The organism is Xanthomonas melonis (assembly GCF_020783655.1).
Taxonomy (GTDB): Bacteria; Pseudomonadota; Gammaproteobacteria; order Xanthomonadales; family Xanthomonadaceae; genus Xanthomonas; species Xanthomonas melonis.
Genome location: NZ_JAJGQH010000003.1, coordinates 32764 through 54984, shown reverse-complemented (window position 1 = coordinate 54984; position 22221 = coordinate 32764). Strand labels below are relative to the sequence as shown.

At 63.3% G+C, this 22221-nt stretch carries 19 protein-coding genes and 1 pseudogene; 12 read left to right on the top strand and 8 right to left on the bottom strand.

The window, feature by feature from the left end; translation table 11 throughout:
• Positions 1-104: 104 nt before the first annotated feature.
• A complete protein-coding gene (locus LL964_RS03675) occupies positions 105-650 on the top strand; it encodes a gamma carbonic anhydrase family protein (RefSeq protein WP_104586487.1) in 546 nt (181 codons plus the stop codon).
• Between the two features lie 30 nt (positions 651-680).
• On the opposite strand, the gene LL964_RS03670 is transcribed toward LL964_RS03675, so the two are convergent.
• Complete coding sequence (locus LL964_RS03670) at positions 681-947, bottom strand: YkgJ family cysteine cluster protein (RefSeq protein ID WP_104586284.1); 267 nt, start codon at positions 945-947, stop codon at positions 681-683.
• A gap of 251 nt (positions 948-1198) precedes the next feature.
• Here LL964_RS03670 and ilvD point away from each other — a divergent pair, with 251 nt between their 5' ends.
• Positions 1199-3037, top strand: a complete 1839-nt coding sequence (gene ilvD / locus LL964_RS03665) for a dihydroxy-acid dehydratase (protein ID WP_104586286.1) — start codon at positions 1199-1201, stop codon at positions 3035-3037.
• A gap of 115 nt (positions 3038-3152) precedes the next feature.
• On the opposite strand, the pseudogene LL964_RS03660 reads toward ilvD, so the two are convergent.
• Positions 3153-4171: pseudogene (locus tag LL964_RS03660) on the bottom strand (integron integrase).
• 172 nt (positions 4172-4343) lie between these two features.
• Between LL964_RS03660 and LL964_RS03655 the strand changes: the two are divergent.
• Entirely contained in the window at positions 4344-4862 is a 519-nt protein-coding gene (locus LL964_RS03655) for an HNH endonuclease (protein WP_104586287.1), read from the top strand.
• 1521 nt (positions 4863-6383) lie between these two features.
• Positions 6384-7528 (top strand): IS3 family transposase gene (locus LL964_RS03650; protein ID WP_228329375.1). Its coding sequence is split into 2 segments (ribosomal slippage): positions 6384-6621 and positions 6621-7528, totalling 1146 coding nucleotides; the frame shifts between segments, so codons are not numbered across the junction.
• Positions 7529-7581: 53 nt separating this feature from the next.
• Here LL964_RS03650 and LL964_RS03645 read toward each other — a convergent pair.
• Both LL964_RS03645 and LL964_RS03640 read right to left on the bottom strand, forming a co-directional pair.
• Positions 7582-8253: a glutathione S-transferase family protein gene (locus tag LL964_RS03645; protein ID WP_104586292.1), complete on the bottom strand. Its 672-nt coding sequence runs from the start codon at positions 8251-8253 to the stop codon at positions 7582-7584.
• A gap of 293 nt (positions 8254-8546) precedes the next feature.
• Positions 8547-9299: an SDR family oxidoreductase gene (locus tag LL964_RS03640; protein WP_104586294.1), complete on the bottom strand. Its 753-nt coding sequence runs from the start codon at positions 9297-9299 to the stop codon at positions 8547-8549.
• Between the two features lie 133 nt (positions 9300-9432).
• On the opposite strand from LL964_RS03640, the gene LL964_RS03635 reads away from it, so the two are divergent.
• The 4 genes from LL964_RS03635 to LL964_RS03620 all read left to right on the top strand — a co-directional run bounded on the left by LL964_RS03635 (position 9433) and on the right by LL964_RS03620 (position 11931).
• Positions 9433-10326, top strand: a complete 894-nt coding sequence (locus tag LL964_RS03635; protein ID WP_104586295.1) for a LysR family transcriptional regulator — start codon at positions 9433-9435, stop codon at positions 10324-10326.
• A gap of 464 nt (positions 10327-10790) precedes the next feature.
• Positions 10791-11006 (top strand): DUF4287 domain-containing protein, encoded by a 216-nt coding sequence (locus LL964_RS03630; protein WP_104586305.1) that lies wholly within the window; start codon positions 10791-10793, stop codon positions 11004-11006.
• A 93-nt stretch (positions 11007-11099) separates the two neighbouring features.
• Positions 11100-11468 (top strand): hypothetical protein, encoded by a 369-nt coding sequence (locus LL964_RS03625; RefSeq protein WP_146092326.1) that lies wholly within the window; start codon positions 11100-11102, stop codon positions 11466-11468.
• A 52-nt stretch (positions 11469-11520) separates the two neighbouring features.
• Positions 11521-11931 carry a DUF5655 domain-containing protein gene (locus tag LL964_RS03620; protein WP_146092327.1) on the top strand — a complete coding sequence of 137 codons (411 nt, stop codon included), beginning with the start codon at positions 11521-11523 and terminating at the stop codon, positions 11929-11931.
• Between the two features lie 614 nt (positions 11932-12545).
• On the opposite strand, the gene LL964_RS03615 is transcribed toward LL964_RS03620, so the two are convergent.
• Positions 12546-12977 (bottom strand): winged helix-turn-helix transcriptional regulator, encoded by a 432-nt coding sequence (locus LL964_RS03615; protein ID WP_104586313.1) that lies wholly within the window; start codon positions 12975-12977, stop codon positions 12546-12548.
• A gap of 133 nt (positions 12978-13110) precedes the next feature.
• Between LL964_RS03615 and LL964_RS03610 the strand changes: the two genes are divergently transcribed.
• Together LL964_RS03610 and LL964_RS03605 are read left to right on the top strand one after the other, a co-directional pair.
• Positions 13111-13989 (top strand): SDR family oxidoreductase, encoded by an 879-nt coding sequence (locus tag LL964_RS03610; RefSeq protein WP_104586315.1) that lies wholly within the window; start codon positions 13111-13113, stop codon positions 13987-13989.
• A gap of 548 nt (positions 13990-14537) precedes the next feature.
• Positions 14538-15983, top strand: a complete 1446-nt coding sequence (locus LL964_RS03605) for an OprO/OprP family phosphate-selective porin (RefSeq protein ID WP_104586317.1) — start codon at positions 14538-14540, stop codon at positions 15981-15983.
• A 69-nt stretch (positions 15984-16052) separates the two neighbouring features.
• Here the strand turns inward: LL964_RS03605 and LL964_RS03600 are convergent, their stop codons facing one another.
• The 3 genes from LL964_RS03600 to msuE form a co-directional block, all read right to left on the bottom strand.
• Positions 16053-17081 (bottom strand): methionine synthase, encoded by a 1029-nt coding sequence (locus LL964_RS03600; RefSeq protein ID WP_104586319.1) that lies wholly within the window; start codon positions 17079-17081, stop codon positions 16053-16055.
• A gap of 28 nt (positions 17082-17109) precedes the next feature.
• Positions 17110-18093: a DUF1852 domain-containing protein gene (locus LL964_RS03595; RefSeq protein ID WP_104586321.1), complete on the bottom strand. Its 984-nt coding sequence runs from the start codon at positions 18091-18093 to the stop codon at positions 17110-17112.
• A 98-nt stretch (positions 18094-18191) separates the two neighbouring features.
• Entirely contained in the window at positions 18192-18785 is a 594-nt protein-coding gene (gene msuE, locus LL964_RS03590; RefSeq protein WP_167395237.1) for an FMN reductase, read from the bottom strand.
• Between the two features lie 184 nt (positions 18786-18969).
• On the opposite strand from msuE, the gene LL964_RS03585 reads away from it, so the two are divergent.
• Positions 18970-19881, top strand: a complete 912-nt coding sequence (locus LL964_RS03585; RefSeq protein ID WP_104586323.1) for a LysR family transcriptional regulator — start codon at positions 18970-18972, stop codon at positions 19879-19881.
• A 346-nt stretch (positions 19882-20227) separates the two neighbouring features.
• A complete protein-coding gene (locus LL964_RS03580) occupies positions 20228-22177 on the top strand; it encodes a choice-of-anchor X domain-containing protein (protein WP_146092328.1) in 1950 nt (649 codons plus the stop codon).
• The last annotated feature ends 44 nt before the right edge of the window (positions 22178-22221 follow it).

The following is a 22221-nucleotide window of genomic DNA, read 5'->3' as shown; positions in this document are numbered from 1 at the left end:
GCCCGGCGGTGCGGCGATCGTCGTCCGGACGTGCCTGCCGACCGCGCAGGTATCATGCGCGCGTGCCTGCACCGACGCGGCACGCCGACCCGTTGGAGATTGCCGTGACCGCGATTCGCTCGTTCCTGGACCACACCCCGCAGCTGGGCGCGCGCGTCTATATCGACCCGGCCTGCACCATCATCGGCAAGGTCACTCTGGGCGACGATGTCTCGGTGTGGCCGGGCACGGTGATCCGTGGCGACGTCAATCACGTGCAGATCGGTGACCGCACCAACGTGCAGGACGGCACCATCATCCATGTCAGCCACCACAGTCCGTTCAACAAGGCCGGCTACCCGACGGTGATCGGCGCCGACGTCACCGTTGGCCACGGGACCATCCTGCATGCCTGCACCATCGAGGATCTGTGCCTGATCGGCATGGGCGCCTGCGTGCTGGACGGCGCCACCGTCAGGCGTTATGGCTTCGTCGGTGCCGGAGCGGTGGTTGGCCCGGGCAAGGTGGTCGGCGAGGCGGAGTTGTGGCTGGGCAATCCGGCGCGCCTGGCACGCACACTCAGCGACAAGGAAATCGAAAGCCTGCATTACTCGGCGCAACACTACGTGCGGCTCAAGGATCAGTACCTGGGCATGCCTGTCGCCGGCTGATCGGCGCGTCGTCCCCCGGCATCGTTTGCGTCAGGGGCAGGTGGCCAGTTCCAGCGCGGTCAACATCGCCAGCGCCTGCGCGCGCGAGCTGCCGCACATGTCGGCACAGGGCCGCAGGCCGCCGCACACCGACGGACGTTCCGGCAGCCCGAACAACCGGCACCCCAGCCGATCGTCCAACTGTACGCACGGCATCCCTGCCGGCTTGCCGTTGGGCATGCCGGGAATCGGCGAACTGATCGACGGCGCGATGCAGCAGGCCGCACAGCCCGGCCGGCAGGAGAGTTCGGAAGACATCGGCCTAGTGTAACGGCGCCGCGCACCGCACCGCAGCCGATGTACGACCGGCGGTGGGCGCCATCTCGCCCCGCGAGTGGCCGAACCCGGCGACCTGCCGCCGGCGGGATCCCCTGCTGCGGCGCCATCGACCGTCCGCGGCTGCGTGCTACCGTGATCCATCGCCGGACCGCGCGGCGACGGTTGCAGCAGCAACAGTCACGACACGGTCTAATTGCCAGCCGCCGCTCGCTTTCGCCGTTGAATCCGCCATGCCCGAATACCGCTCCAAAACGTCCACCCACGGCCGCAACATGGCTGGCGCGCGCGCGCTCTGGCGTGCCACCGGCATGAAGGACGGCGATTTCCACAAGCCCATCGTCGCCATCGCCAATTCGTTCACCCAGTTCGTGCCCGGGCATGTGCACCTGAAGGATCTCGGGCAACTGGTCGCGCGCGAGATCGAGCGTGTCGGCGGAGTGGCCAAGGAATTCGACACCATCGCCGTGGACGACGGCATCGCGATGGGCCACGACGGCATGCTGTATTCGCTGCCCAGCCGCGAGATCATCGCCGACTCGGTCGAGTACATGGTCAACGCGCACTGCGCCGATGCGCTGGTGTGCATTTCCAATTGCGACAAGATCACTCCTGGCATGTTGATGGCCGCGCTGCGGCTCAATATTCCTACCGTGTTCGTCTCCGGCGGCCCGATGGAAGCCGGCAAGACCAGGCTGGCCGAGCACAAGCTCGATCTGATCGACGCCATGGTGATCGCCGCCGACGCCAGTGCCTCCGACGAGAAGGTCGCCGAATTCGAGCGCAGCGCCTGCCCCACCTGCGGCTCCTGCTCGGGCATGTTCACCGCCAACTCGATGAACTGCCTGACCGAAGCGCTGGGCCTGTCGCTGCCGGGCAACGGGACGGTGGTGGCCACGCACGCCGATCGCGAGCAGCTGTTCCTGCGCGCCGGCCGGGTGGCGGTGGAACTCTGCCACCGCTGGTATGGCGGCGAAGACCCTACCGCCCTGCCGCGTGGCATCGCCACCTTCGAGGCGTTCGAGAACGCGATGACGCTGGACATCGCGATGGGAGGCTCGACCAACACCATCCTGCATCTGCTCGCCGCCGCGCAGGAAGCCGAGGTGCCGTTCGGCATGCGCGACATCGACCGCCTGTCCAAGCGCGTGCCGCAGCTGTGCAAGGTGGCGCCCAATACGCAGAAGTACCATATCGAGGACGTGCATCGCGCCGGCGGCATCATGGCCATCCTCGGCGAACTGGCACGTGGCGGCCTGTTGCACACCACTGCCGCCACCGTGCACACACGCACGCTGGCCGATGCCATCGCGCAATGGGATGTCACCCAGAGCGACGATGAAAAGGTACACACGTTCTACAAGGCCGGCCCGGCCGGAATTCCCACCCAGATCGCCTTCAGTCAGGACACGCGCTGGGACAGCCTGGACACCGACCGCAGCGCGGGCTGCATTCGCGATGTGGCGCATGCGTTCTCGCAGGAAGGCGGCCTGGCCGTGCTGTACGGAAACATCGCCCGCGACGGCTGCGTGGTGAAGACCGCCGGCGTGGACGAATCCATCCACGTCTTCGAAGGCACTGCACGCGTCTACGAAAGCCAGGACGCGGCGGTGAAGGGCATTCTCGCCGATGAGGTGAAGGCCGGCGACGTGGTGGTGATCCGCTACGAAGGCCCCAAGGGCGGCCCCGGCATGCAGGAAATGCTCTACCCCACCAGCTACCTGAAATCCAAGGGCTTGGGCAAGCAATGCGCCCTGCTCACCGACGGCCGCTTCTCCGGCGGCACCTCGGGACTGTCGATCGGCCATGCATCGCCGGAAGCGGCAGCGGGCGGCGCGATCGGACTGGTGCGCGACGGCGACAGGATCCTGATCGATATCCCCAACCGCTCGATCGATCTGCTGATCACCGATGAAGAACTGGCCGCACGCCGCACCGCACAGGATGCGACGGGCTGGAAGCCAGTCGAGGTGCGCCCGCGCAAGGTCACCACCGCGTTGAAGGCTTACGCGTTGCTGGCGACGAGCGCAGACAAGGGCGCGGTGCGGGACAAGGCGTTGCTGGACGGCTGAGGGATTGTGTCGATTGCACTGGCCTCGGCTGATATCGCTGTCTGCATGCAACGCATCGGCAATGGAGCAGCACCTGCGACCCAAGACCGCACGCACCACTGCCGGCATGGCCGCCTCACCCGTCGCTGTCGGTGAGGCCGAGCCCATCCAGCGGGCTACGCACCGCAGACGCACCGCGGCCCAGTACATGCGTATAGATCTGAGTGGTGGCCACATCCTTGTGGCCCAACAGTTCCTGCACGGTGCGGATATCGTGGCCGGCCTCCAGCAGATGTGTGGCGAACGAATGCCGCAAGGTGTGGCAGGTGGCCGGCTTGGTGATGCCTGCACGGCGCCGCGCCACCTGCACCGCACGCTGCAGGACTTCCTCGGACACGTGATGGCGGCCGACCCGGCCACTGCGCGCATCCCGCGACTGGCGCGCAGACGGAAACAGGTATTGCCACCCCGGCTCGGCATCCGCGTTGGGATACTTGCGTGCCAGGGCATGCGGCAGGAACACCCGCCCGGTCCCGGCCGCCAGATCGGCAGCGTGCATCACCAGCGCCCGTTCGCGTTGACGGAGGAGCGTATCTCGAAGGCTGAGCGGTAGCGGCACCCGGCGATCCTTGCCGCCTTTGCCATCGTGCACCACGATTTCGCCGCGCGCCGCGTCCACGTCTTTGATGCGCAGCCGCAGGCACTCCAGCAACCGCATCCCGCTGCCATACAGCAGGCTGGCCATCAGCCAACACCTACCCTCCATCACCGCCAGCAGGCGTGCAACTTCCTCGCGCGCGAGCACCACCGGGATGCGCCTGGGCCGCTTGGCACGTACCAGGTTTCCATCCACGGCAGCTCGATGCGCAGGACCTCGCGGTAGAGGAACAACAGCGCCGCCAGGGCCTGGTTCTGCGTGCCCGCCGATACCTGCCCCTCGGTCGCCAGCCGGGTGAGAAACGCCTCGACTTCCGCCTGCCCCATCTGCGCTGGATGGCGCTTGTCGCTGGCCAGGATGAAACGCCGGATCCAGCTCAGGTAGGCCTGCTCGGTGCGTAGGCTGTAATGCCGTACCCGCAGGCGGTCGCGCACCTGATCGAGCAACCGGACCGGTGGACGCGCTGTTACGCCCTCGTGCTTGGGGGTGTATTTCATACGCCTGCGTCCTTGCTGGATAATGCTAAAAGCATCCACATGGTCGCGGCCGCTTATTATCGTGCGATCCCGTGATTGCGGCTAGGGGTTTCCCCATTCACAAAACGCTTGTGATCGAAGATACTGGCCGCAACACCGCATTTCGGCGGTCCAATAGTAGTTAGACGATCAGATGACCACCAAGCCGCTTGACAGATTAATGTTTGCCCAGGGAGGCATTTGCTTCTTTTGCAACATGCCCCTTCCAAAAGCAGACGCTAGTGTCGAGCATCTTGTTCCTTCCTCCCGCGCCGGGAGCAACAGCGATGACAACTGCGTTGCCTGCTGCAAAGCAGTCAACGCGCTCTTTGGCAGCATGTCGCTTAAAGAGAAAATTCGCGTTGTTCTGAATCAGAACGGTAAGTTCGTCTGTCCAAATGGAAATGGCAAAGCACAGCCTTCGCCTGTTGCTCCGGCTAAAGCTGCTCCCGTTCCACCAAAGATCGACAACTATGCAGTTGTTCTCGCAGATCTTAAAAAGCGCGGCGCGTCTCGACCGAGGAAAGTTGAGACACTCAAAAGCACCATCCGTGCAACTGTCAAGAACGCAAAGAGTTCCATCACGGAGCCGCAGCTGGAAACACTTATCAAGCACTTGCAGGTCAACGGTAAAGTCATCATTGCTGACACAAAAGTCAGCTACTCGCTATGATCGTCTAACAATTCATTCAAGCCGACGCCGCTTCGCGGCGCGGCTTAATTCAGGCGTTAGACCTATGAGGATAGTTTGCGTAGCTCTCCTAGCAACAGCTCTCACCTCATGCAGAGGTGAGCTCCCTCCTGACGCAGTCTTGGTAGTCGTTGACCATATTGCGAAAGACCAGCCGTGTTTCTGCTTAGCGTCTGATGGTGTAGACCTACAAGACGAACTTATGTCGGGTATCAGATTCCGCCATCCTCAGGTTTTTGTAGCGAGCTCATGCGAGAAGTCAGAGGGCATGCTGTTTAAAACGCCAGACGGCCGCAAAGCTCAATTGATAGACATTCACTACTGGCGCAGAACATCCCCTTGGCATGCCAAAGTTAGCGTTTTCTACGATTCAAACTTCATGCTTGGTTCCGGAGTATCAACGTTCTCTCTTCGGCGTTCTGATGGTAAATGGATGGTGACCGGTGAATCAGTTGATTCGATTTCATAGGTCTAACAATTCATTCAAGCCGACGCCGCTTCGCGGCGCGGCTTAATTCAGGCGTTAGGCCGCAGTACAACTCAATCCACGGGGAGGTCGAAATGAGTTCTTACTACGTGAACAACAATCCTCAGCTAACGGGTGAGCACGAGGTGCACAAAGACACTTGTGCGTTTCTCCCGTCAAACAAGACTTATCTCGGTGTTTTCTCTAACTGCAAAGATGCTGTAGCAGTGGCCAGAAGCTACTACAGCAAAGTCGATGGCTGCTTCTGGTGCTCTAGAGATTGCCACACCCGATAAGCGGCCTAATAGTAGTTAGAGGGCTATATGGATCTAAAGGAATTTGTGAGAGAAACCCTCGTGCAGATTGCCGCTGGTGTCAGAGATGCCCAAACCGATGTGCGCACTTTGGGCGGCATCGTCAACCCTGCCACCCAGAATCCCTCAACCAGCGGGAACTCCTATTTTGCATCCGTTGATGACCTACACCACGTCTTCTTGGTGGACTTTGATGTTGCGGTGACTGTGGCTGAGAACGCCGGGACAAGCGCTCAAGCCAAGCTCAACGTCGCAACCATCCTCTCGCTGGGGGCTGGGGGTCAACCTCCAACTCCAGTGCAGCTACTAACCGTCTCACCTTCAAGGTTCCACTTGCGCTTCCGATTGATGAGCCATCACATGCCAAGCTCTCCGGCGAGATCGCCGAGAGTCGAGCAAAGATGCGGCAGGCCTTGGGTTACTAGGCACCCTCTAACTATTCATTCAAGCCGACGCCGCTTCGCGGCGCGGCTTAATTCAGGCGTTAGGCGGCAAGGGAAGACCTTCGCAACCTGACAGGGAATCTGAAGCAGTACAGGGGAATTTATGAAGCACGTCCTTATTGCACTTTCGGCATTGGTCATTTCAGGATGCGCGAGCACTGCAATGCCAAATTTCTACAACGGCAACTACTACATGGCAGGCGATCCGAGCTGCGTTTGATACGCCCAGTGTTTCCTAGACATCTCAAGGTCATAGAAAATGGCTGATTAGGAGGTGTCCATGAGCAGCAAGCGGTATACGGATGAGTTCAAGATCGAAGCGGTCCGGCAAGTGACCGATCGTGGGTTCAAGGTGGCAGAGGTTGCACAGCGGCTGGGGATCACCACGCACAGCCTGTACGCGTGGCTGCGCAAGTTCGGCAAGCCCGGCGTGGTGCAGCGTGCCGAGGTGGACCAGAGCGCCGAGGTTCGGCGGCTGAAGAGCGAGTTGCGCCGGGTGACGGAGGAGCGCGACATCCTAAAAAAGGCCGCCGCGTACTTTGCCAAGGGGTAAAGGCAAAGTACGCCTTCATGCAAGCCCACCGCGAAGAATTCAGGGTGTGCGCGATGTGCCGGGTGTTGCGGGTGAACCGGGCTGGATACTACGCGTGGCTGAAGTCGCCCGACAGTGAGCGCGCCAAGGAAGACGAACGCCTGCTGGGGCTGATCAAGCACCACTGGTTGGCTAGCGGCAGTGTGTATGGGCATCGCAAGATCGCCAAGGATCTACGCGATCTGGGTGAGCGTTGCAGTCGCCATCGGGTGCATCGATTGATGCGCGCCGATGGGCTGCGTGCCCAGGTGGGTTATGGTCGCAAACCGCACTTCCATGGCGGAACGCCGTGCAAGGCAGCAGCCAACCTGCTGGATCGGCAGTTCGACGTGACCGAGCCGGACACGGCCTGGGCGAGCGACTTCACCTTCATCCGTACGCAGGAAGGCTGGATGTACCTGGCTGTGGTGATCGATCTGTTTTCCAGGCAGGTCGTCGGCTGGGCGATGCGCGATCGAGCCGATACCGAGTTGGTCGTCCAAGCGCTGCTGTCGGCGGTGTGGCGGCGCAAACCCAGCGCTGGTTGCCTGGTTCACTCGGACCAAAAGTCGGTCTACACCAGCGATGACTGGCACAGTTTCCTGGCGTCCCATGGCTTGGTGTGCAGCATGAGTCGGCCTGGCAACTGCCACGACAACGCGCCCGTGGAGAGCTTCTTCGGTCTGCTCAAACGCGAGCGGATCAGGCGGCGCATCTACCCGACCAAGGACGCCGCACGCGCCGAGGTGTTTGACTACATCGAAATGTTCTACAACCCACAACGCCGTCATGGTTCAACTGGCGACTTATCGCCTGTAGAGTTCGAACGGCGCTACGCGCAACGAGGGTCTTGAGTGTCTACGGAACCCTGCGCGTATCAGTCTGTTGAAGCACTCTATGTCGCGGGTCATATCATGTGTATGGAAAGCTGCTTGCGAAGATGGATCTCCAGCAGTGCCGCGTAGTTGTCACCTACGGCCTCGATGACGCTGGGACGAGCAGACAGGGCCCCCCGCCAGACAGAAACGCGAGGAAGGCCGTCGAAAATCGGCGGTGACAAGGTTGGGGAGAGGACATCGAAGTATCGAAACACTGGCGCGAACACGGCGTCCACCATGCCGAAGGTGTTGCCATCGAAGTAGGGTCCGACCCCGAGCTCTGACTCGAGACGTTCGAAATTCGCCCTGACCGCTGTCTGCCGTGCATTGGCCATCTGTCGATCGGTGGCGTGGAGGAATTGCCAGGTGTCGGACAGGGTCTGGCCGGCAAATTCGGTCCAGCCGCGTTGACGTGCACGCACTAGCGCATTGGTCGAGTACATCGGCACGCCTGGTTGCGTTTCCTCTAAGTACTCACAGATCACCATGCTTTCGAAGATCGTCGTCTCCGTGCCGTCTGGCTCGGCGACCACGAGTAAGGGCACTTTCCCAGTTGGAGAAAGGGCCAGGAACCAGTGGGGCTTGGCTGCGAGATCGACTTGGATCCTATCGAATGGGACGGCTTTTTCCCGCAGGACAATTGCTGCGCGTTGTACGAACGGGCACAGCGGGTGGCTGATCAGGGTCAGGTAGGTAGACATGGGTCATCTCGATCGCAATGTGAGGGGGTGATGCGGGGCGGCCGTGTGTATGGCGATGGATCCACACGTCATCGATGGCAGAAGGACGCGCAGGGCTACGCAGCGAGCGCAGGTTGCTGTGCATGCAACAGGACGGAAGCCGGATCTTGCGTGCGTGCCGGCGCGCGGTGCGCCTCGCCCGGCCTGCGCCTGCGCACCGGCCGGTTGCGCAGGCAGAGGGTCAACGCTGGCATTGCCGGCAGTGGCGGCGCTGCGCGCCTGCACTGCCGGTGCCGCAAGCACGGCGGCCATGGTCAGCCGTTGAGCAGGCGGCCGCCGTCGACCACCAGTTCCGAGCCCACCGTCCAGCGGGACTCGTCCGAGGCCAGGTACAGCACGGCCTTGGCCACTTCTTCCGGGGTGCCGAAACGGCCCATCGGAATGGTCGCGGCGATATCCTGGTTGACCTGCGCGCGGTACGCGTCGGGAATGCCGAGCTTGTCGTACAGCGGGGTTTCGACCGGGCCCGGGCTGACCGCGTTGATGCGGATGCCGCGACCGAGCAACTCGCTCGACAAGGTCTTGGCCATGTTCAACAAGGCTGCCTTGGTGGCACCGTATACCGACGAACGGGCTACGCCGGCATGGGCGTTGACCGAGGTATTGAGCACCACCGACGCCGGGTTGGCCAACACCGGTAACAACGACTGCAACAGGAAGTACGGTCCTTTGACGTTGACGGCGAAGGAGGCGTCGAAGGCCTGCTCGGACCAGTCCTCGATCGGAAGCCAGACCGAGACGCCGGCGTTGAGGAAGGCCACGTCGAGCTGGCCGTAGTGCGCGGCGACCGCCTGTGCCAGTTCGCGCTGGGCGGCCACGCTGGCCGAATCGGCACGCAGTACTGGCACTTCGGACCCAAGGATGTCCTTGGCCTTTGCGATGGAGTCCGGATTCACGCCGGTGACGATGACGCGGGCGCCTTCGGCGAGAAACTGCTTGGCGGTTTCCAGCCCGATGCCGCTGGTGCCGCCGGTAATGAGGGTGCGTTTGCCTGCTAGACGGGACATGAAATGTTCCTGGGTGAGGGGCCGACCACAGTGGCGGGCCTTCGGTAGGCGCATCATTGCCTCATGCCTGATCTGCGATAAGATCCCGCAAGTACATAACTTTCATGCTTATTGCGCATGGATCGGGGGCGATGTGGATCGTTTTCTGCTGATGAACTGCTTTGCCCGTGCTGTGGAGACAGGCAGCTTTTCTGCCGCGGGGCGCGATCTGGGGCTGGGCCAGCCCAACGTCAGTCGCCACGTGGCGGCGCTGGAAGAGCACCTGCAGACCCGGCTGCTCAACCGCTCCACCCGCAAGCTGGTGCTGACGCCGGAGGGCGAGCGCTATTACGCCGAAGTGCGTCGCATCCTGGATGCGGTGGGCGAATCTGAAATGTCGCTACGCGACGACGTGCAGCCCTCTGGGTTGTTGCGGGTGGCCTGCCCCACGGCGTTGTCGCATCAGTATGTGATGCCACTGGTGCCGGAGTTTTTGCGGCGGTTCCCAGGCGTGGAGTTGGATCTGCAGATCAACGACCGTTTCGTCAATCTGCTCGACGAAGGCGCGGAACTTGCCATCCGCATCGGTCATCTGGAAAACAGCTCGCTCCGCGCGCGACGCATCGGATCGTTCAAGCGTGTTTGCGTGGCGAGCCGTGCTTATCTGGCCGAACGCGGGGTTCCCATTGTTCCCGAGGATCTACGCCATCACGATTGCGTGTTGTATACGCTGCTGGCATCGGGTGCGACCTGGCGCTTCAAGGAGGTGGACGTTCCGGTTTCCGGCAGGATTCGGGTCAATTCGCCGGAAGCTGCGCGCGAGTCGGTGAGCGCAGGCCTGGGCGTCGGCCAGGGGCCAGAATGGTTATTCGAACAGGGGCTCAACGCCGGCCATCTGCAGATCGTCTTGAACGATTTTTCCGCACCCGCGGTGCCCATGCATATCCTGTATGCAGCCAACCGCCTGGTGGCAAGAAGGGCGATAGTGTTCATGGACTTCATCGCGGAGGAGTTTTCGAAGATTCCTCGACTCAATGTGAACGCGTGAGCCCTGTGCTCAATATGTACGCCTGCACTGCGGGCGCTCATGGTGAAAAACAAGAAAGGCCTGTAGGTCGTTGCACCTGGCACGCCGACACCACAGTGTGTCGGCCGGGGCTTTACTGGCCGACGTTATCCATACTGCAAGCGAACTTGGTGGCTTTACCTCAGCGTACGGTCCTGCCTATAAAGTCACGCAAGTCTGCAGCCAGATGACAGCGCTGCCCTGCATCCCCGGCAATGCCGTGCCCAGCCGGATAAGCCGCCAAGCTCAAGCGTGATCGATCGATATTGGCGTGATCACTCGTCACCACTTTCTAGCCGCCGGCATGGGGGAGGCTGAGGCAGACCGCAGGGGCGACCAGATCCATCGCGCTTTTGCCTGTGCGATCATGCATGGCATCAACAGGCACGTGCAGATCGTCGCATTGCCCGATTCGGCCAAGGATCCACCTCCAGCACGGAGTTTTCATGGCAAACGATGCAAAGGTCACAGGTCCCGCCTCCTATTTTCCATCGATCGAGAAGACCTATGGAAAGCCGGTGGCACATTGGTTCGATATCCTCGACCAGCTTCCGGATCGCAAGCATATGGAACAGGTCGCCATCCTCAAGAGCGAACACAAGCTCGGGCATGGGCATGCCAATGCGCTGGTGGCCTATCATCGTGCCAAGGCGGGAAACTGACATGCGTTCCTGCTCTGCCCACCCGCAAGGCTTGCGGGCATGAACGCGGTTCCGTCTCGTGCCTGACGGGGACCGGACATGAGAGTTGCGCGATTGTTCCTGCTTGCATCCGTATCCGTGGTGGCGTTCGACGCGGTTGCCGCCGTCGCCTCGCGGGCGCTTGGCTTTTCCTATTCCTACGCGGCGATCGGCTCGGTCGTCCTGTATGCGGCATTCGGCAGCGCAGCAGCGCGGATGTTCGCATTCAGAACTGCGCCGTTGCTCGGCGCGGCGATGGGTCTGGTCGACGGGACGGCTGGATGGGCGGTTGCATGGGCCGTCGGGCCAGGCCGGCTCTCCGACGGCGAACTCACTGCCTTGCTCTGGATGGCCACCGCCGTCTTCGCTGTGCTGGTCGGTGCGATCTGCGCAGTCGTTGGCGGCGGTGTCGGCCGCTTGATGGGACGCACCCCCCAGGCCTGATGACGGACGCCGCGCCAGGCCTCGGCGCGGCCCAAACCGGAGTACGCGTGCCGTGACCACCGCGTGGGTATGCCAAACCTGCCAACGACAGTTCACGCGCAAGAACCAGCGCCACGCCTGTGTCACGGACGAGCCGGACAATGCCTTGCGCAACAGGCCGACCACGCTCGTCGACCTTTACAAGGCATTGGAATCCATTGCCAACTCGCTCGGCCCGATCGAGTTCGTCTCCCGGCAGCGGTACATCCTGTTGCGCAGCCGGCGCGTGTTTGCCGATGTCGTGGTCATGTCCGACGCCTTGCGACTGGCGATCCATCTCGATCGCATCGTCACGCATCCGCTCATCATCAAGACCGTAGCCGAAGGCAGGCAGGTCACCGTGGTCACGAAGTTGCGCACCAGGGAGGACCTGAAAGCCGTGCAGCTGTTGTTGCGAGAGGCGTACGAGCTTTCCATCGCATGAGTGCAATGCGAACACGCGGGTTAAAGATCTATGCTTCGATGCGTGATGCGGTACAGACCTGCGCCTGCGGGGCAACGCTGATCCAACCACCGAATGCGTGTGGTGCCATACTTCTTCGAGAGATCGTTAGACGATGGATGATTTCAATGCGGACGCGGTTGCCCGCGCGGTCATGCAGCAGGATCCTGCTGCACAGGAAGCGCGACGCCTCAAGCGTGCCAGACAGGCCAGGTGGCTGATCGAGCAGCGCAAGGTCGCCGCTCTATCGCTGCTTGGATTCGCAGTAGGGGCGTTGGGCGCGCATGGCGTCGGCGAACGCTGGGTTCAGGGCGCGCTGGCCTGTTCCTTGTTCGCTTCGGGGCTGGGTTGGTGCTGGATTCACTGGCGTCATCCGAATCTGCGATAACGCGACCGCTGGGTGGCGAGCCGTCGTCGCACATCGGGTTGCGAGTCTGTGCCAACCCAACACATCGGCCGGAGCATGGCACCGTGCTGTGAAGCTGACGCGGGTCCGGCTTGGTGGGCGTGAGATTTGAACCGGGCAGGCGCTCGGCACGCCCGGTTGAAGCGCGGTGCCTGGCCGCGGCGCTACGCGCGCCGGCCAGGCTCAGCCGTCAGGCCAGGGCGTCTTCGGCATCCAGCGCGGTCACCGGTTGCTGGGCGCGGTCGAACCGTTCGCGTGCGGAGCGGATGTCGGCATGGTGTTCGCCGGCCCAGTTGAGCAGTTGCGAGACCGGGCCGAGCAAGGCAACGCCGAGCTTGGACAATGCGTACTCCACGCTCGGCGGCTTGGTGGCGTAGACCTTGCGGGTGATCATGCCGTTGCGCTCCAGATTGCGCAGCGTCTGGGTCAACATGCGCTTGGAGATGTCGGGCACGGCGCGTTGGATGGCGCTGAAACGGAACGGTCCGGGAATCAGCGTCATCAGGATCAACAGGGTCCACTTGTCGCCGATCTGATCGAGTACGTCGCGCACGGGGCACTTGGTCGCATCGAAGGGGCCTTCCAGGGACGGTGGCGGCGGGTACAGGGCAATCGCATTCACAGGGATCTCCACGGTAACCAGGGGGAGGAAAACTGCCTCCTTGCGGAGGACCGGCGGCGCTGACACGATGCTGGCGAGCCATTCGGTCTTTATATTAGACCAAACCTCTTTTCGATACCTACTGGAGCCTCATATGACATCGGTCCCTCCCCTGATTCTCGTCACCGGCGCCGGCGGGCAGCTGGGTGCCCTGGTCGTCGAAGCGTTGCTCGCACGTGTGCCTGCCAATCGCATCGTAGCAACGGCCCGCGATACGGCGTCACTGGCTGAGTTCGCAAAACGCGACATCACGGTGCGTCGCGCGGACTATGCCGATCCTGCGAGCCTGGACCAGGCCTTTGCTGGCGTCGAGCGGATCCTGCTGGTGTCGTCCAATGCAGTGGGCGCACGCGTGCCGCAGCATCGCAACGTGATCGACGCTGCCAAGCGCGCCGGAGTCGAACTGCTCGCCTACACCAGCATCCTGCACGCCGACACCAGCACCCTGTCGCTGGCCGAAGAGCATGTCGCCACCGAAGCCCTGCTGCGCGAGAGCGGCGTGCCGCATGCGCTGCTGCGCAATGGCTGGTACACCGAAAACTATACCGGCGCGATCGCTGCCGAGGTGGCGCACGGAGCGGTGATCGGCAGCGCCGGGCAGGGCCGCCTCAGCACCGCCGCCCGCACCGACTACGCTGCGGCGGCGGCAGCGGTGCTGGCTTCGGACGCGCCGCAGGCCGGACAGATCTACGAACTGGCCGGTGATACGGCGTTCACCATGGCCGAGTATGCCGCCGAGGTATCACGGCAGGCGGGCACCCCGGTCGCGTATCACGATCTGCCCGAGGCCGACTACGCCGCAGCGCTGGTGCAGGCGGGGCTGCCTGCCGGGTTCGCGCAGGTATTGGCCCAGTGCTCCGCGTCCTCGCGTGGCGGCAGCCTGTTCGATGACAGCCGCACCCTGAGCCGCCTGATCGGGCGCCCCACCACGCCACTGCGCGACACGGTGGCTGCTGCCCTGGCAGCGCGCTGAGCGGCCCAGGCGGCCGGTGCGACCGACCACACCGGCCGCCTGCCCCAACGCAACATGGCCACGGCGCACGATGGCCCGTGGCCGGTGATCGCGTTGGCCTGCCTGCGGCGGTTGGCCAACGCCCACGCCGCGTGGACTCGCGGCCTGCCTTCGCTGGAGCATCACGTCCAGACGCGCCGCGGCCCGCTGCGAGGCGCCCGGCCGCTGACCCGCGGTGCGACCGCCAGGGCCGCGCAACCAGCGCAGGCATCGCCCGCCAGCCGCTGCGGCGGGCGCCATATCGACGCTGCGGGATGCGCAGCCGGGCCTGCCTCCCGCCGGTCGCAGAACTGACATTGCCCGGACACGCTACTGACACAAGCGTTTCAGGGGACGCGCCGTCTATGTCACCAAACTGACATCAAACCTAAATATAACTACCGCCACTGCCGCGCCGTCAGGGACGACCGGGCATCCTGGCGGAGGGTTGGTTGCCGTGTCTGCTGCCCATCGGGCGCACCGGTCCGACGTCCTCCACCGACCCGATTTTCTTTGTACGAGCCGAGTTGATGAAAAAGCGCAACCTTGCCACCCTCCTGTGCGCCCTGAGTGCCACGGCCAGCACCAGCACCCTGGCTGCCGAGCTGGAGCTGTACGTGGATCGCAAGACCAAGCAGATCTTTGCCGAACCGGCACCGGGCCGCGACAAGCTGGGCACCTTCGTGCAGGTGGACGAAAACGGCAAATTGCCGGCATCGGCCATGCCGGCGGCACCGGCCCAGCCATTGCCGGCGGCGCCGGGGGCCAGCGCGCCCGCCGACACCGCCATCGCCCAAGCCACGCCGGCACCGGCACCGGCACCGGCCAAGGCCGGCGATGCCGGCAAGAAGTGGTACGACAAGCTGAGCCTGCGCGGCTACACCCAGATCCGATACAACCACGGCATCGGCGGCGATGCACAGGACCTGCGTGCACCCGGCGACCGCTTCCTCGGCAACGACCAGAGCATGGGCATCCGCCGCGCGCGCCTGGTGCTGAGCGGCGATATCAACGACCACGTGTCGCTGTACTTCCAGCCGGATTTCGCCAGCACGCCTGGCGGTTCCACCACGTCCAACTTCGCCCAGTTGCGCGATGCCTACGCCGATATCTTCTTCGACAAGAAGCGCGAGTACCGCGTTCGCGTGGGCCAGTCGAAGATGCCCTACGGCTGGGAGAACCTGCAGTCCAGCCAGAACCGGCTCACCCTGGACCGCGCCGATGCGCTCAACTCCGGCCTGCGCGACGAACGCGATCTCGGCGCGGTGTTCTACTACAGCCCCACCGTGGCCAAGGGCCGCTTCCAGGACCTGGTCAAGTCCGGCCTCAAGGGCTCTGGCGACTACGGCGTGCTCGGCGCGGGCGTCTACAACGGCCAGGGCGCCAACCGCGCCGAGCGCAACGACAGCATGCATGCGGTGGTGCATGCCACCTACCCGTTCAAGCTCGCCAACGGGCAGTACCTGGAAGTGGGCGCCGACGCCTACGCCGGCCGTTTCGTGCCGAGCGCGGCGGCGGTCAACATCGGCGGCCGCAGCTTCACCCCGGCCATCACCGAACCCGATGGCTACACCGACCAACGCGTGGCCGCCCACATCATCTACTACCCGCAACCGTTCGGGGTGCAGGCCGAGTGGACGGTGGGCCGCGGGCCGGAGCTGGATGTGGCGCAGCGCCGTATCCGCACCCGGTCGCTGAGCGGCGGTTACGTGCAGACCATGTACAAGTACGACTTCAACTACGGCACCCTGCTGCCCTACCTCAAGTGGCAGACCTACCGCGGCGGCTCCAAGTTCGACACCAATGCCCCGCGCATGCGGCTGGACGAAGTGGAGGCCGGCGTGGAGTGGCAGCCAATGGATGCGCTGGAACTGGTGTTCGCCTATTCGAAGATGAAGCGCACCGACGTCAGCACCGCGCCGTATCCGGTGGTGGAAGGCGACCTATTGCGGGTGCAGCTGCAGGTCAATTACTGATCAGCGCAAGGTGATGGAGAACAGCGCAGCCCCCGCTTGCGGGGGCTTTCTTTATAACGCCACAACGACCTAGGCCGACAGCTCTGCGCGCACGATCGCCGCGCCCGCACTGAGCGCGCTGAGCTTGCCGCGTGCGACGTGCCGGGCGAGCGGTGCCATGCCGCAGTTGGTGGAAGGATAGAGCTTGTCGGCATCGACGAACCGCAGCGCTTTGCGCAGCGTGTCGGCGACTTCCTGCGGGGTTTCGATCGTGGTGCTTGCCACATCGATGGCACCGACCATCACCTTCTTGCCGCGTACCAGTTCGATCAGATCGATCGGCACGTGCGAGTTGTGGCATTCCAGCGAAATGATATCCAGCGATGATGCCTGCAGCTTGGGAAACGACGCTTCGTACTGGCGCCACTCCGATCCCAAGGTCTGCTTCCAGTCGGTATTGGCCTTGATTCCGTAGCCATAACAGATGTGAACGGCTGTCTCGCACCTGAGTCCTTCGACCGCGCGTTCGAGCGTGGCAACACCCCAGTCGTTGACCTCGTCGAAGAAGACATTGAAGGCGGGTTCGTCGAACTGGATGATATCCACGCCGGCCGCTTCGAGCTCCCTGGCTTCCTGGTTCAGGAGCTTGGCAAATTCCCATGCCAGCTTTTCGCGGCTTTTGTAGTGCGCATCAAAGAGGGTGTCGATCATCGTCATCGGGCCCGGTAGCGCCCACTTGATGGGCTGACCGGTTTGCTGACGCAGAAATCTGGCATCGTCCACAAACACGGGCCTCGGGCGGCTCACCGCGCCAACCACGGTCGGCACGCTGGCGTCGTAGCGGTCGCGAATCCTGACCGTCTCGCGCTTCTCGAAATCGACGCCGCTGAGGTGTTCGATGAAGGTGGTGACGAAATGCTGGCGGGTCTGCTCGCCGTCGCTGACGATATCGATGCCGGCGTGCTGCTGTTCCTGCAGCGACAGCCGCAACGCGTCCTGCTTACCTTCGATCAGTGCGTCGCCCTGCAGTTTCCAGGGCGACCACAGCGTTTCGGGTTGTGCGAGCCAGGACGGCTTGGGCAGGCTACCTGCGGTCGAGGTGGGGAGCAGCTTTGTCATGACGGATGATGCCTTGCGTTCTGGTTGATCAGGGAGCGTGGCTGGACGCCCATTGCTCGAGAAGGTGCCCGTAGGGCCGGATGAAATGCTCTTCGGTGTATCTGCCTTGTGTGACGGCCAGCTGGCTGCGCTCTTCCCGGTCGTAGACGATCTGGGTGGAGGAATAATCCTGATGTTTCAGGCTCGGCTGATAGATCGCACCCGCAGCGGAATTGGCGTTGTAGATCTCCGGCCGGTAAATCTTCTGGAAGGTTTCCATCGTGCTGATGGTGCCGATCAGCTCCAGGCTGGTGTAGTCGCCGAGCAGGTCGCCGAAAAAGTAGAACGCCAGCGGGGCAACACTGTTGGGTGGCATGAAATAGCGCACCTGCAGGCCCATTTTTTCGAAGTACTGATCCGTCAACGAGAACGCATCCTGCCTGTATTCGATACCCAGGATGGGGTGCCGATTGCCGGTGCGTCGGTAGGTCCTGCTGGTGGAGACGCTGATACAGATGACCGGCAGCTTCTCGAAGTGTGCGGTGTACGCGTCCGAGCGCACGAAGTGCTTGAACAGCTTGCCGTGCAGGTTGCCGAAATTGTTCGGGATATTGACCCCGGAGGCATCCTGGTTGTGCGCCGGCAGCAGCACGCTGAAGTCGTAATCGCGCACATAGGACGAAAAGTTGTTCCCTGCGATGCCATCGATGCGCGCACCGGTGTCCCGGTCGACGATGCTGGGTTTCAATATCTCGATCAACGGAAAGGCATCGTCCGGTTGGCTCTGACCGATGTTCATCTCGGCGGAGATGATCTCCAGCTCGAGCGCATAGCGGTCGCGCGTGGGATTGTCCCAATGGGCCAAATCGTTGAAGCGGTTGTTGATCATCGCCAGCGTGTTACGCAGATTCTCCTGACGACGCTGCCCCCTGGCCAGATTGGCGAAGTTCGTCGTGTTACGCGTCGTGGCCGAGGGGTGGTAGTTCTCATCGAACCACAGGCGCTTGATGGTGAAGTTCAGTGCTTGAGTCATTGCGATGTGACGCCTTGATTTCTAGGAGAAAGCGCCCGCACTCTCTGCGTTGCGGATGCTGCGGGCGGAATGCCGGACCTTAGGATCGGCGCTGGCGCTCAGGCCGCGGCCACGTCCTGCGCGGTGATGGGCCCTGCATGCCGCGTCAGTTCGATCAGCGGCAATGCCCGCTGCACCGCCAGCCTGGCCCGCTCGGCCAGCGCCTCGTTCCGCACGCGGTAGTCCACGAAATCACGGTCGGTTGCGTAGACGCCCAGCGGCAACGTGCGTGCCTGGAAGAAGCTGAAGAGCGGGCGGAGCTGGTGGTCGATCACCAATGCATGGCGTTCGCTGCCGCCGGTTGCGGCCAACAGCACGGGCGTGTCGATCAGGGCGTCCTGATGGATGAAGTCGAAGAAGTGTTTGAACAAGCCGGTGAAGGAACCGCGGTAGACCGGTGTCGCCACAACCAGCACGTCGGCCTGCTCCACCCGGGCAAGCTCGAGCTCCAGCATCACGGGCAGTTGTGAGCGCCGCAGGGCGCCAGCGAACTGCGGCGCCAACGCCCCGAGTTCGACCAGGTGCCGCTCGCACGGCACCCGATCGGCAATCAGATCCAGCAGGTGCTCTGCCAGGGCAACGGTCCTGGAAGGGCGTTGCATCCCGCCAGAGACCGCGACGATGCGGAGTGGGTGTGGCACGTTGACAGTCATGCAGGGTGACCTGAGCAGTGGGGGACGTCGCGTAGAGCGCAAGCAGCCCGGCCGGATCGGTCGGTTGCCTGCGGATTCGGCCATTGCCACGGCAATGACCGAACGACGTGACCTGATGCTAGGGATCGCATTCAATGAAGTAAAATGGTGTTATTTCAACAATCCATGAATTCGGATCATCTGAATGCTAGAACGCATCCATCTCAGCATCGTTCAGCAGGTCGAGCAGCAAGGCTCGTTGACCGCTGCCGCAGGCGTGCTGAATCTGACCCAATCGGCACTGAGCCACAGCATGAAAAAGCTGGAGCAGCAGCTGGGCACCGACATCTGGTTGCGCGAGGGGCGTAGCCTGCGTCTGACCCAGGCAGGCCAGTATCTGCTGGCGGTGGCGAACCGGGTGCTGCCGCAGCTGGATCTGGCCGAAGAGCGCCTGGGACAGTTTGCGCAGGGCGAGCGCGGCGCGCTGCGCATCGGCATGGAATGCCATCCCTGCTACCAGTGGCTGCTCAAACTGGTGGCGCCGTATCTGGCCATGTGGCCGGATGTGGACGTGGACGTGAAACAGAAATTCCAGTTCGGCGGCATCGGTGCGCTGTTCGGCTACGAGATCGATCTGCTGGTCACGCCCGACCCGCTGTTCAAGCCAGGGCTCAAGTTCGAGCCGGTGTTCGACTACGAGCAGGTGCTGGTCGTGGCCAAGGGCCATGCGCTGGCGTCGGCGGCCCACGTCAAACCGCAGCAGCTGACCCACGAGGTACTCATCAGCTACCCCGTGGACCTCGAGCGCCTGGACATCTACAGCCAATTCCTGTTGCCGGCCGGCGTCACGCCGCGTCGCCACAAGGCGATCGAAACCACCGACATCATGATGCAGATGGTGGCCAGTGGCCGCGGCGTGGCGGCCATGCCACGCTGGTTGGTGGAGGAATACGCCTCGAGGATGGAAGTGGTGCCTGTTCGGCTGGGTGCGCGCGGTATTTCCAAACACATCTACCTGGGCGCACGCGAAGCGGAGATCGCGATCGATTACCTGCGCGCCTTCATCGAACTGGCCCGCGCGCCGGCCGGTGCCACGGCCAAACTCGGCCAGCGATGACCAGTGCTCCCATCGGGCGCACGCCGCCCACTCTCTGGCGACCACCGACAAAGCGCTGCCACCTGTCTCTCCGTACTACCCATCGGCTGCGAGCCTGAGGCTCCGACACAGGAAGCGATGCGGCCACGCATCCCGACGTACTGAGAACGGACTTGTCCGCGACCCTGATCACACTCTGCATTTTTCGATGATCGTCTGCTGCGGATGAGGTGTTGCAGCGCACAGCAGACCTGTCACAAGAGCGCGGTATAACCAAAATCGAATAGCAGCGAAGGGGGCGCTGCATCCGATGTCGTTGCCATGCGCGACGGCATTGCTTCTGCAACGCTCACGGAGAGATCTCGCCATGCCGAAGCCGTCGCTGTTGTCGTTCCTGTGTTCCCTCTCGCTGCTTTCTGCGCCGCTCGCTGCGGCCGAATTGCAACCCAAGCAACTGGCCGGGCCGCCGGAGGAGTTCGCGCAGATGCGCGCGCCCGATCCGGCCGAAGCGGCGATTCTGTCCAAGAGCGCCCTGCTGCCGGTGGAATTGACGCCGGCAGGTCAGGCCGCGCGTTGGCAAGGCAGCCTGCCGGTGGAGAATGGCCACCTGCGTTTCATGGTGCTGACCGGCGATCAGGCCTGGGATGCGGCTGTCGCCGCGCCGCGCACTGCCGGTGCACGCGCCGCTGCCGCACCGCAGCTGCAGGCGCAGCGCACGTTGTTGGGCAGCGCGGACAGCGGCATCGGCGGCATGCGCTATGCGGTGGAGGCAGCGCAGAACGGCAACTGGTCGCTGACCCTGCAGTCGGCATCGCCGACCGCGCAGCGCGGTTATGTGTTGATGGAAGGCGACCCGCGCACCCAGCTCGCCTCGTATCCGCGCGATCGCCAGCAACTGGTCGGCCGTTCGCTCACGCTCAATGCCATGCTCAGCGGTAACGATGCGCGCGGCGCCACCTTGCTGGCGGCGCAGGCTGGGCAGATCGATACCGCCAGCCTGCGCGTGATCGATCCGCAGGGTGCGGTGCGCATGCTGCCGATGGCAGACGACGGCGCGCACGCCGACGGCGCCGCCGGCGACGGCATCTACGGCGGCAACTTTCAGCCGACGCAGGCAGGCACCTGGATCGCGCAGGTGATCGTGCATGGGCGTGATCAGGCCGGGCAAGCGTTCGTGCGGACCAGCGAGCACGTGCTGCCGGTGCTGGACACCAGCTTGCGCCTGCTCGGCAATGCGCTCAGCGCGCGCGCCGCCGATGGCACGCGGCTCACGGTGGCGCTGCCAGTGGCCGCACGGGGCAACGCGCCGTCGCACTATCGCGTGTTCGGCCAGGTCTGGGGCACCGACGCCAAAGGCAAGGACGTGCCGGTGGCGTGGATCGGCGGCATGCTGACCCCACAGCAGGGGCAGCTGCCACTGAGCCTGGACGAACGCTGGATCGCGCGTGCCGGCGCACGTGCGCCCTTCACGCTGCGCGGCCTGCGCATCGAAGATCCAGATCACTACATCCCGCTGGTGCAGGCCGGCACGCTGCCCTTGCAGGTACCGGCGCTGCGCCGTGCCAGCATCGCGCGCACCACCGGCGCCATCGACGAAAGCATGCGCATGGGCCCGCGTCCCGCCACGCTGACATCGGCACGGGTGCAACCGCAGGCTACTGGCTCCAAGCTGGTGCTGGTGCACGGATATTGTTCGAACGGGGTCTGGCCCCAGGCGCAATTCACCAATGCCGCGTCGTTCCTGGATGCCAAACAGAACCGCAGCAACGACCAGTTCGCACAACGGCTGGCGCAGTTCGCCAATCAATGGTCCTCGTTCGCCACGGTGGCGCATAGCCAGGGCGGCATGGCCGCGCTGCATCTGTATACCTACTACTGGAGCGGCCTGGATAACGCCAGCGGCGGGCGCGTGATGCAGTCGGTCGGTACGCCCTACCAGGGCACCAACCTGTCCGGCATTCTCGCCACCGTGGGCTCGTGGTTCGGTGTAGGCTGCGGCAGCAATACCGACCTTACCTACGACGGTGCCAAGGCATGGCTGGCCGGCATTCCGGCCGACGCGCGCGCCAAGGTCAACTACTACACCACCTCGTTCGCCAAGACCAACTGGTACACCAACGATTACTGCAACGCGGCCTCGGACCTGGTGTTGAACGATCCCGAGGACGGCACCGTGGAGCAATCCAATGCGCAGCTGCCCGGTGGCATCAATCGCGGTCATACCACCGGCCAGTGCCATACCACCGGCATGCGCGACCCGGCACAGTACCTGGATGCAAACCGCAACGCGGTGATGAACGCCAACGCGGCGAAGTGATGCGCCCTGATGTGCGACACGACGCTGGCCGGTGCGCATGCGCT

What these genes read in the sequence shown, in the direction of transcription:
- LL964_RS03600 (WP_104586319.1), bottom strand. Translation starts at nt 17,081, where the DNA reads ATGACAAAGCTGCTCCCCACCTCGACCGCAGGTAGCCTGCCCAAGCCG.
- msuE (WP_167395237.1), bottom strand. Translation starts at nt 18,785, where the DNA reads ATGACTGTCAACGTGCCACACCCACTCCGCATCGTCGCGGTCTCTGGC.
- LL964_RS03655 (WP_104586287.1), top strand. Translation starts at nt 4,344, where the DNA reads ATGACCACCAAGCCGCTTGACAGATTAATGTTTGCCCAGGGAGGCATT.
- LL964_RS03645 (WP_104586292.1), bottom strand. Translation starts at nt 8,253, where the DNA reads ATGTCTACCTACCTGACCCTGATCAGCCACCCGCTGTGCCCGTTCGTA.
- LL964_RS03580 (WP_146092328.1), top strand. Translation starts at nt 20,228, where the DNA reads ATGCCGAAGCCGTCGCTGTTGTCGTTCCTGTGTTCCCTCTCGCTGCTT.
- LL964_RS03640 (WP_104586294.1), bottom strand. Translation starts at nt 9,299, where the DNA reads ATGTCCCGTCTAGCAGGCAAACGCACCCTCATTACCGGCGGCACCAGC.
- LL964_RS03585 (WP_104586323.1), top strand. Translation starts at nt 18,970, where the DNA reads ATGCTAGAACGCATCCATCTCAGCATCGTTCAGCAGGTCGAGCAGCAA.
- LL964_RS03630 (WP_104586305.1), top strand. Translation starts at nt 10,791, where the DNA reads ATGGCAAACGATGCAAAGGTCACAGGTCCCGCCTCCTATTTTCCATCG.
- LL964_RS03670 (WP_104586284.1), bottom strand. Translation starts at nt 947, where the DNA reads ATGTCTTCCGAACTCTCCTGCCGGCCGGGCTGTGCGGCCTGCTGCATC.
- LL964_RS03610 (WP_104586315.1), top strand. Translation starts at nt 13,111, where the DNA reads ATGACATCGGTCCCTCCCCTGATTCTCGTCACCGGCGCCGGCGGGCAG.
- ilvD (WP_104586286.1), top strand. Translation starts at nt 1,199, where the DNA reads ATGCCCGAATACCGCTCCAAAACGTCCACCCACGGCCGCAACATGGCT.
- LL964_RS03605 (WP_104586317.1), top strand. Translation starts at nt 14,538, where the DNA reads ATGAAAAAGCGCAACCTTGCCACCCTCCTGTGCGCCCTGAGTGCCACG.
- LL964_RS03595 (WP_104586321.1), bottom strand. Translation starts at nt 18,093, where the DNA reads ATGACTCAAGCACTGAACTTCACCATCAAGCGCCTGTGGTTCGATGAG.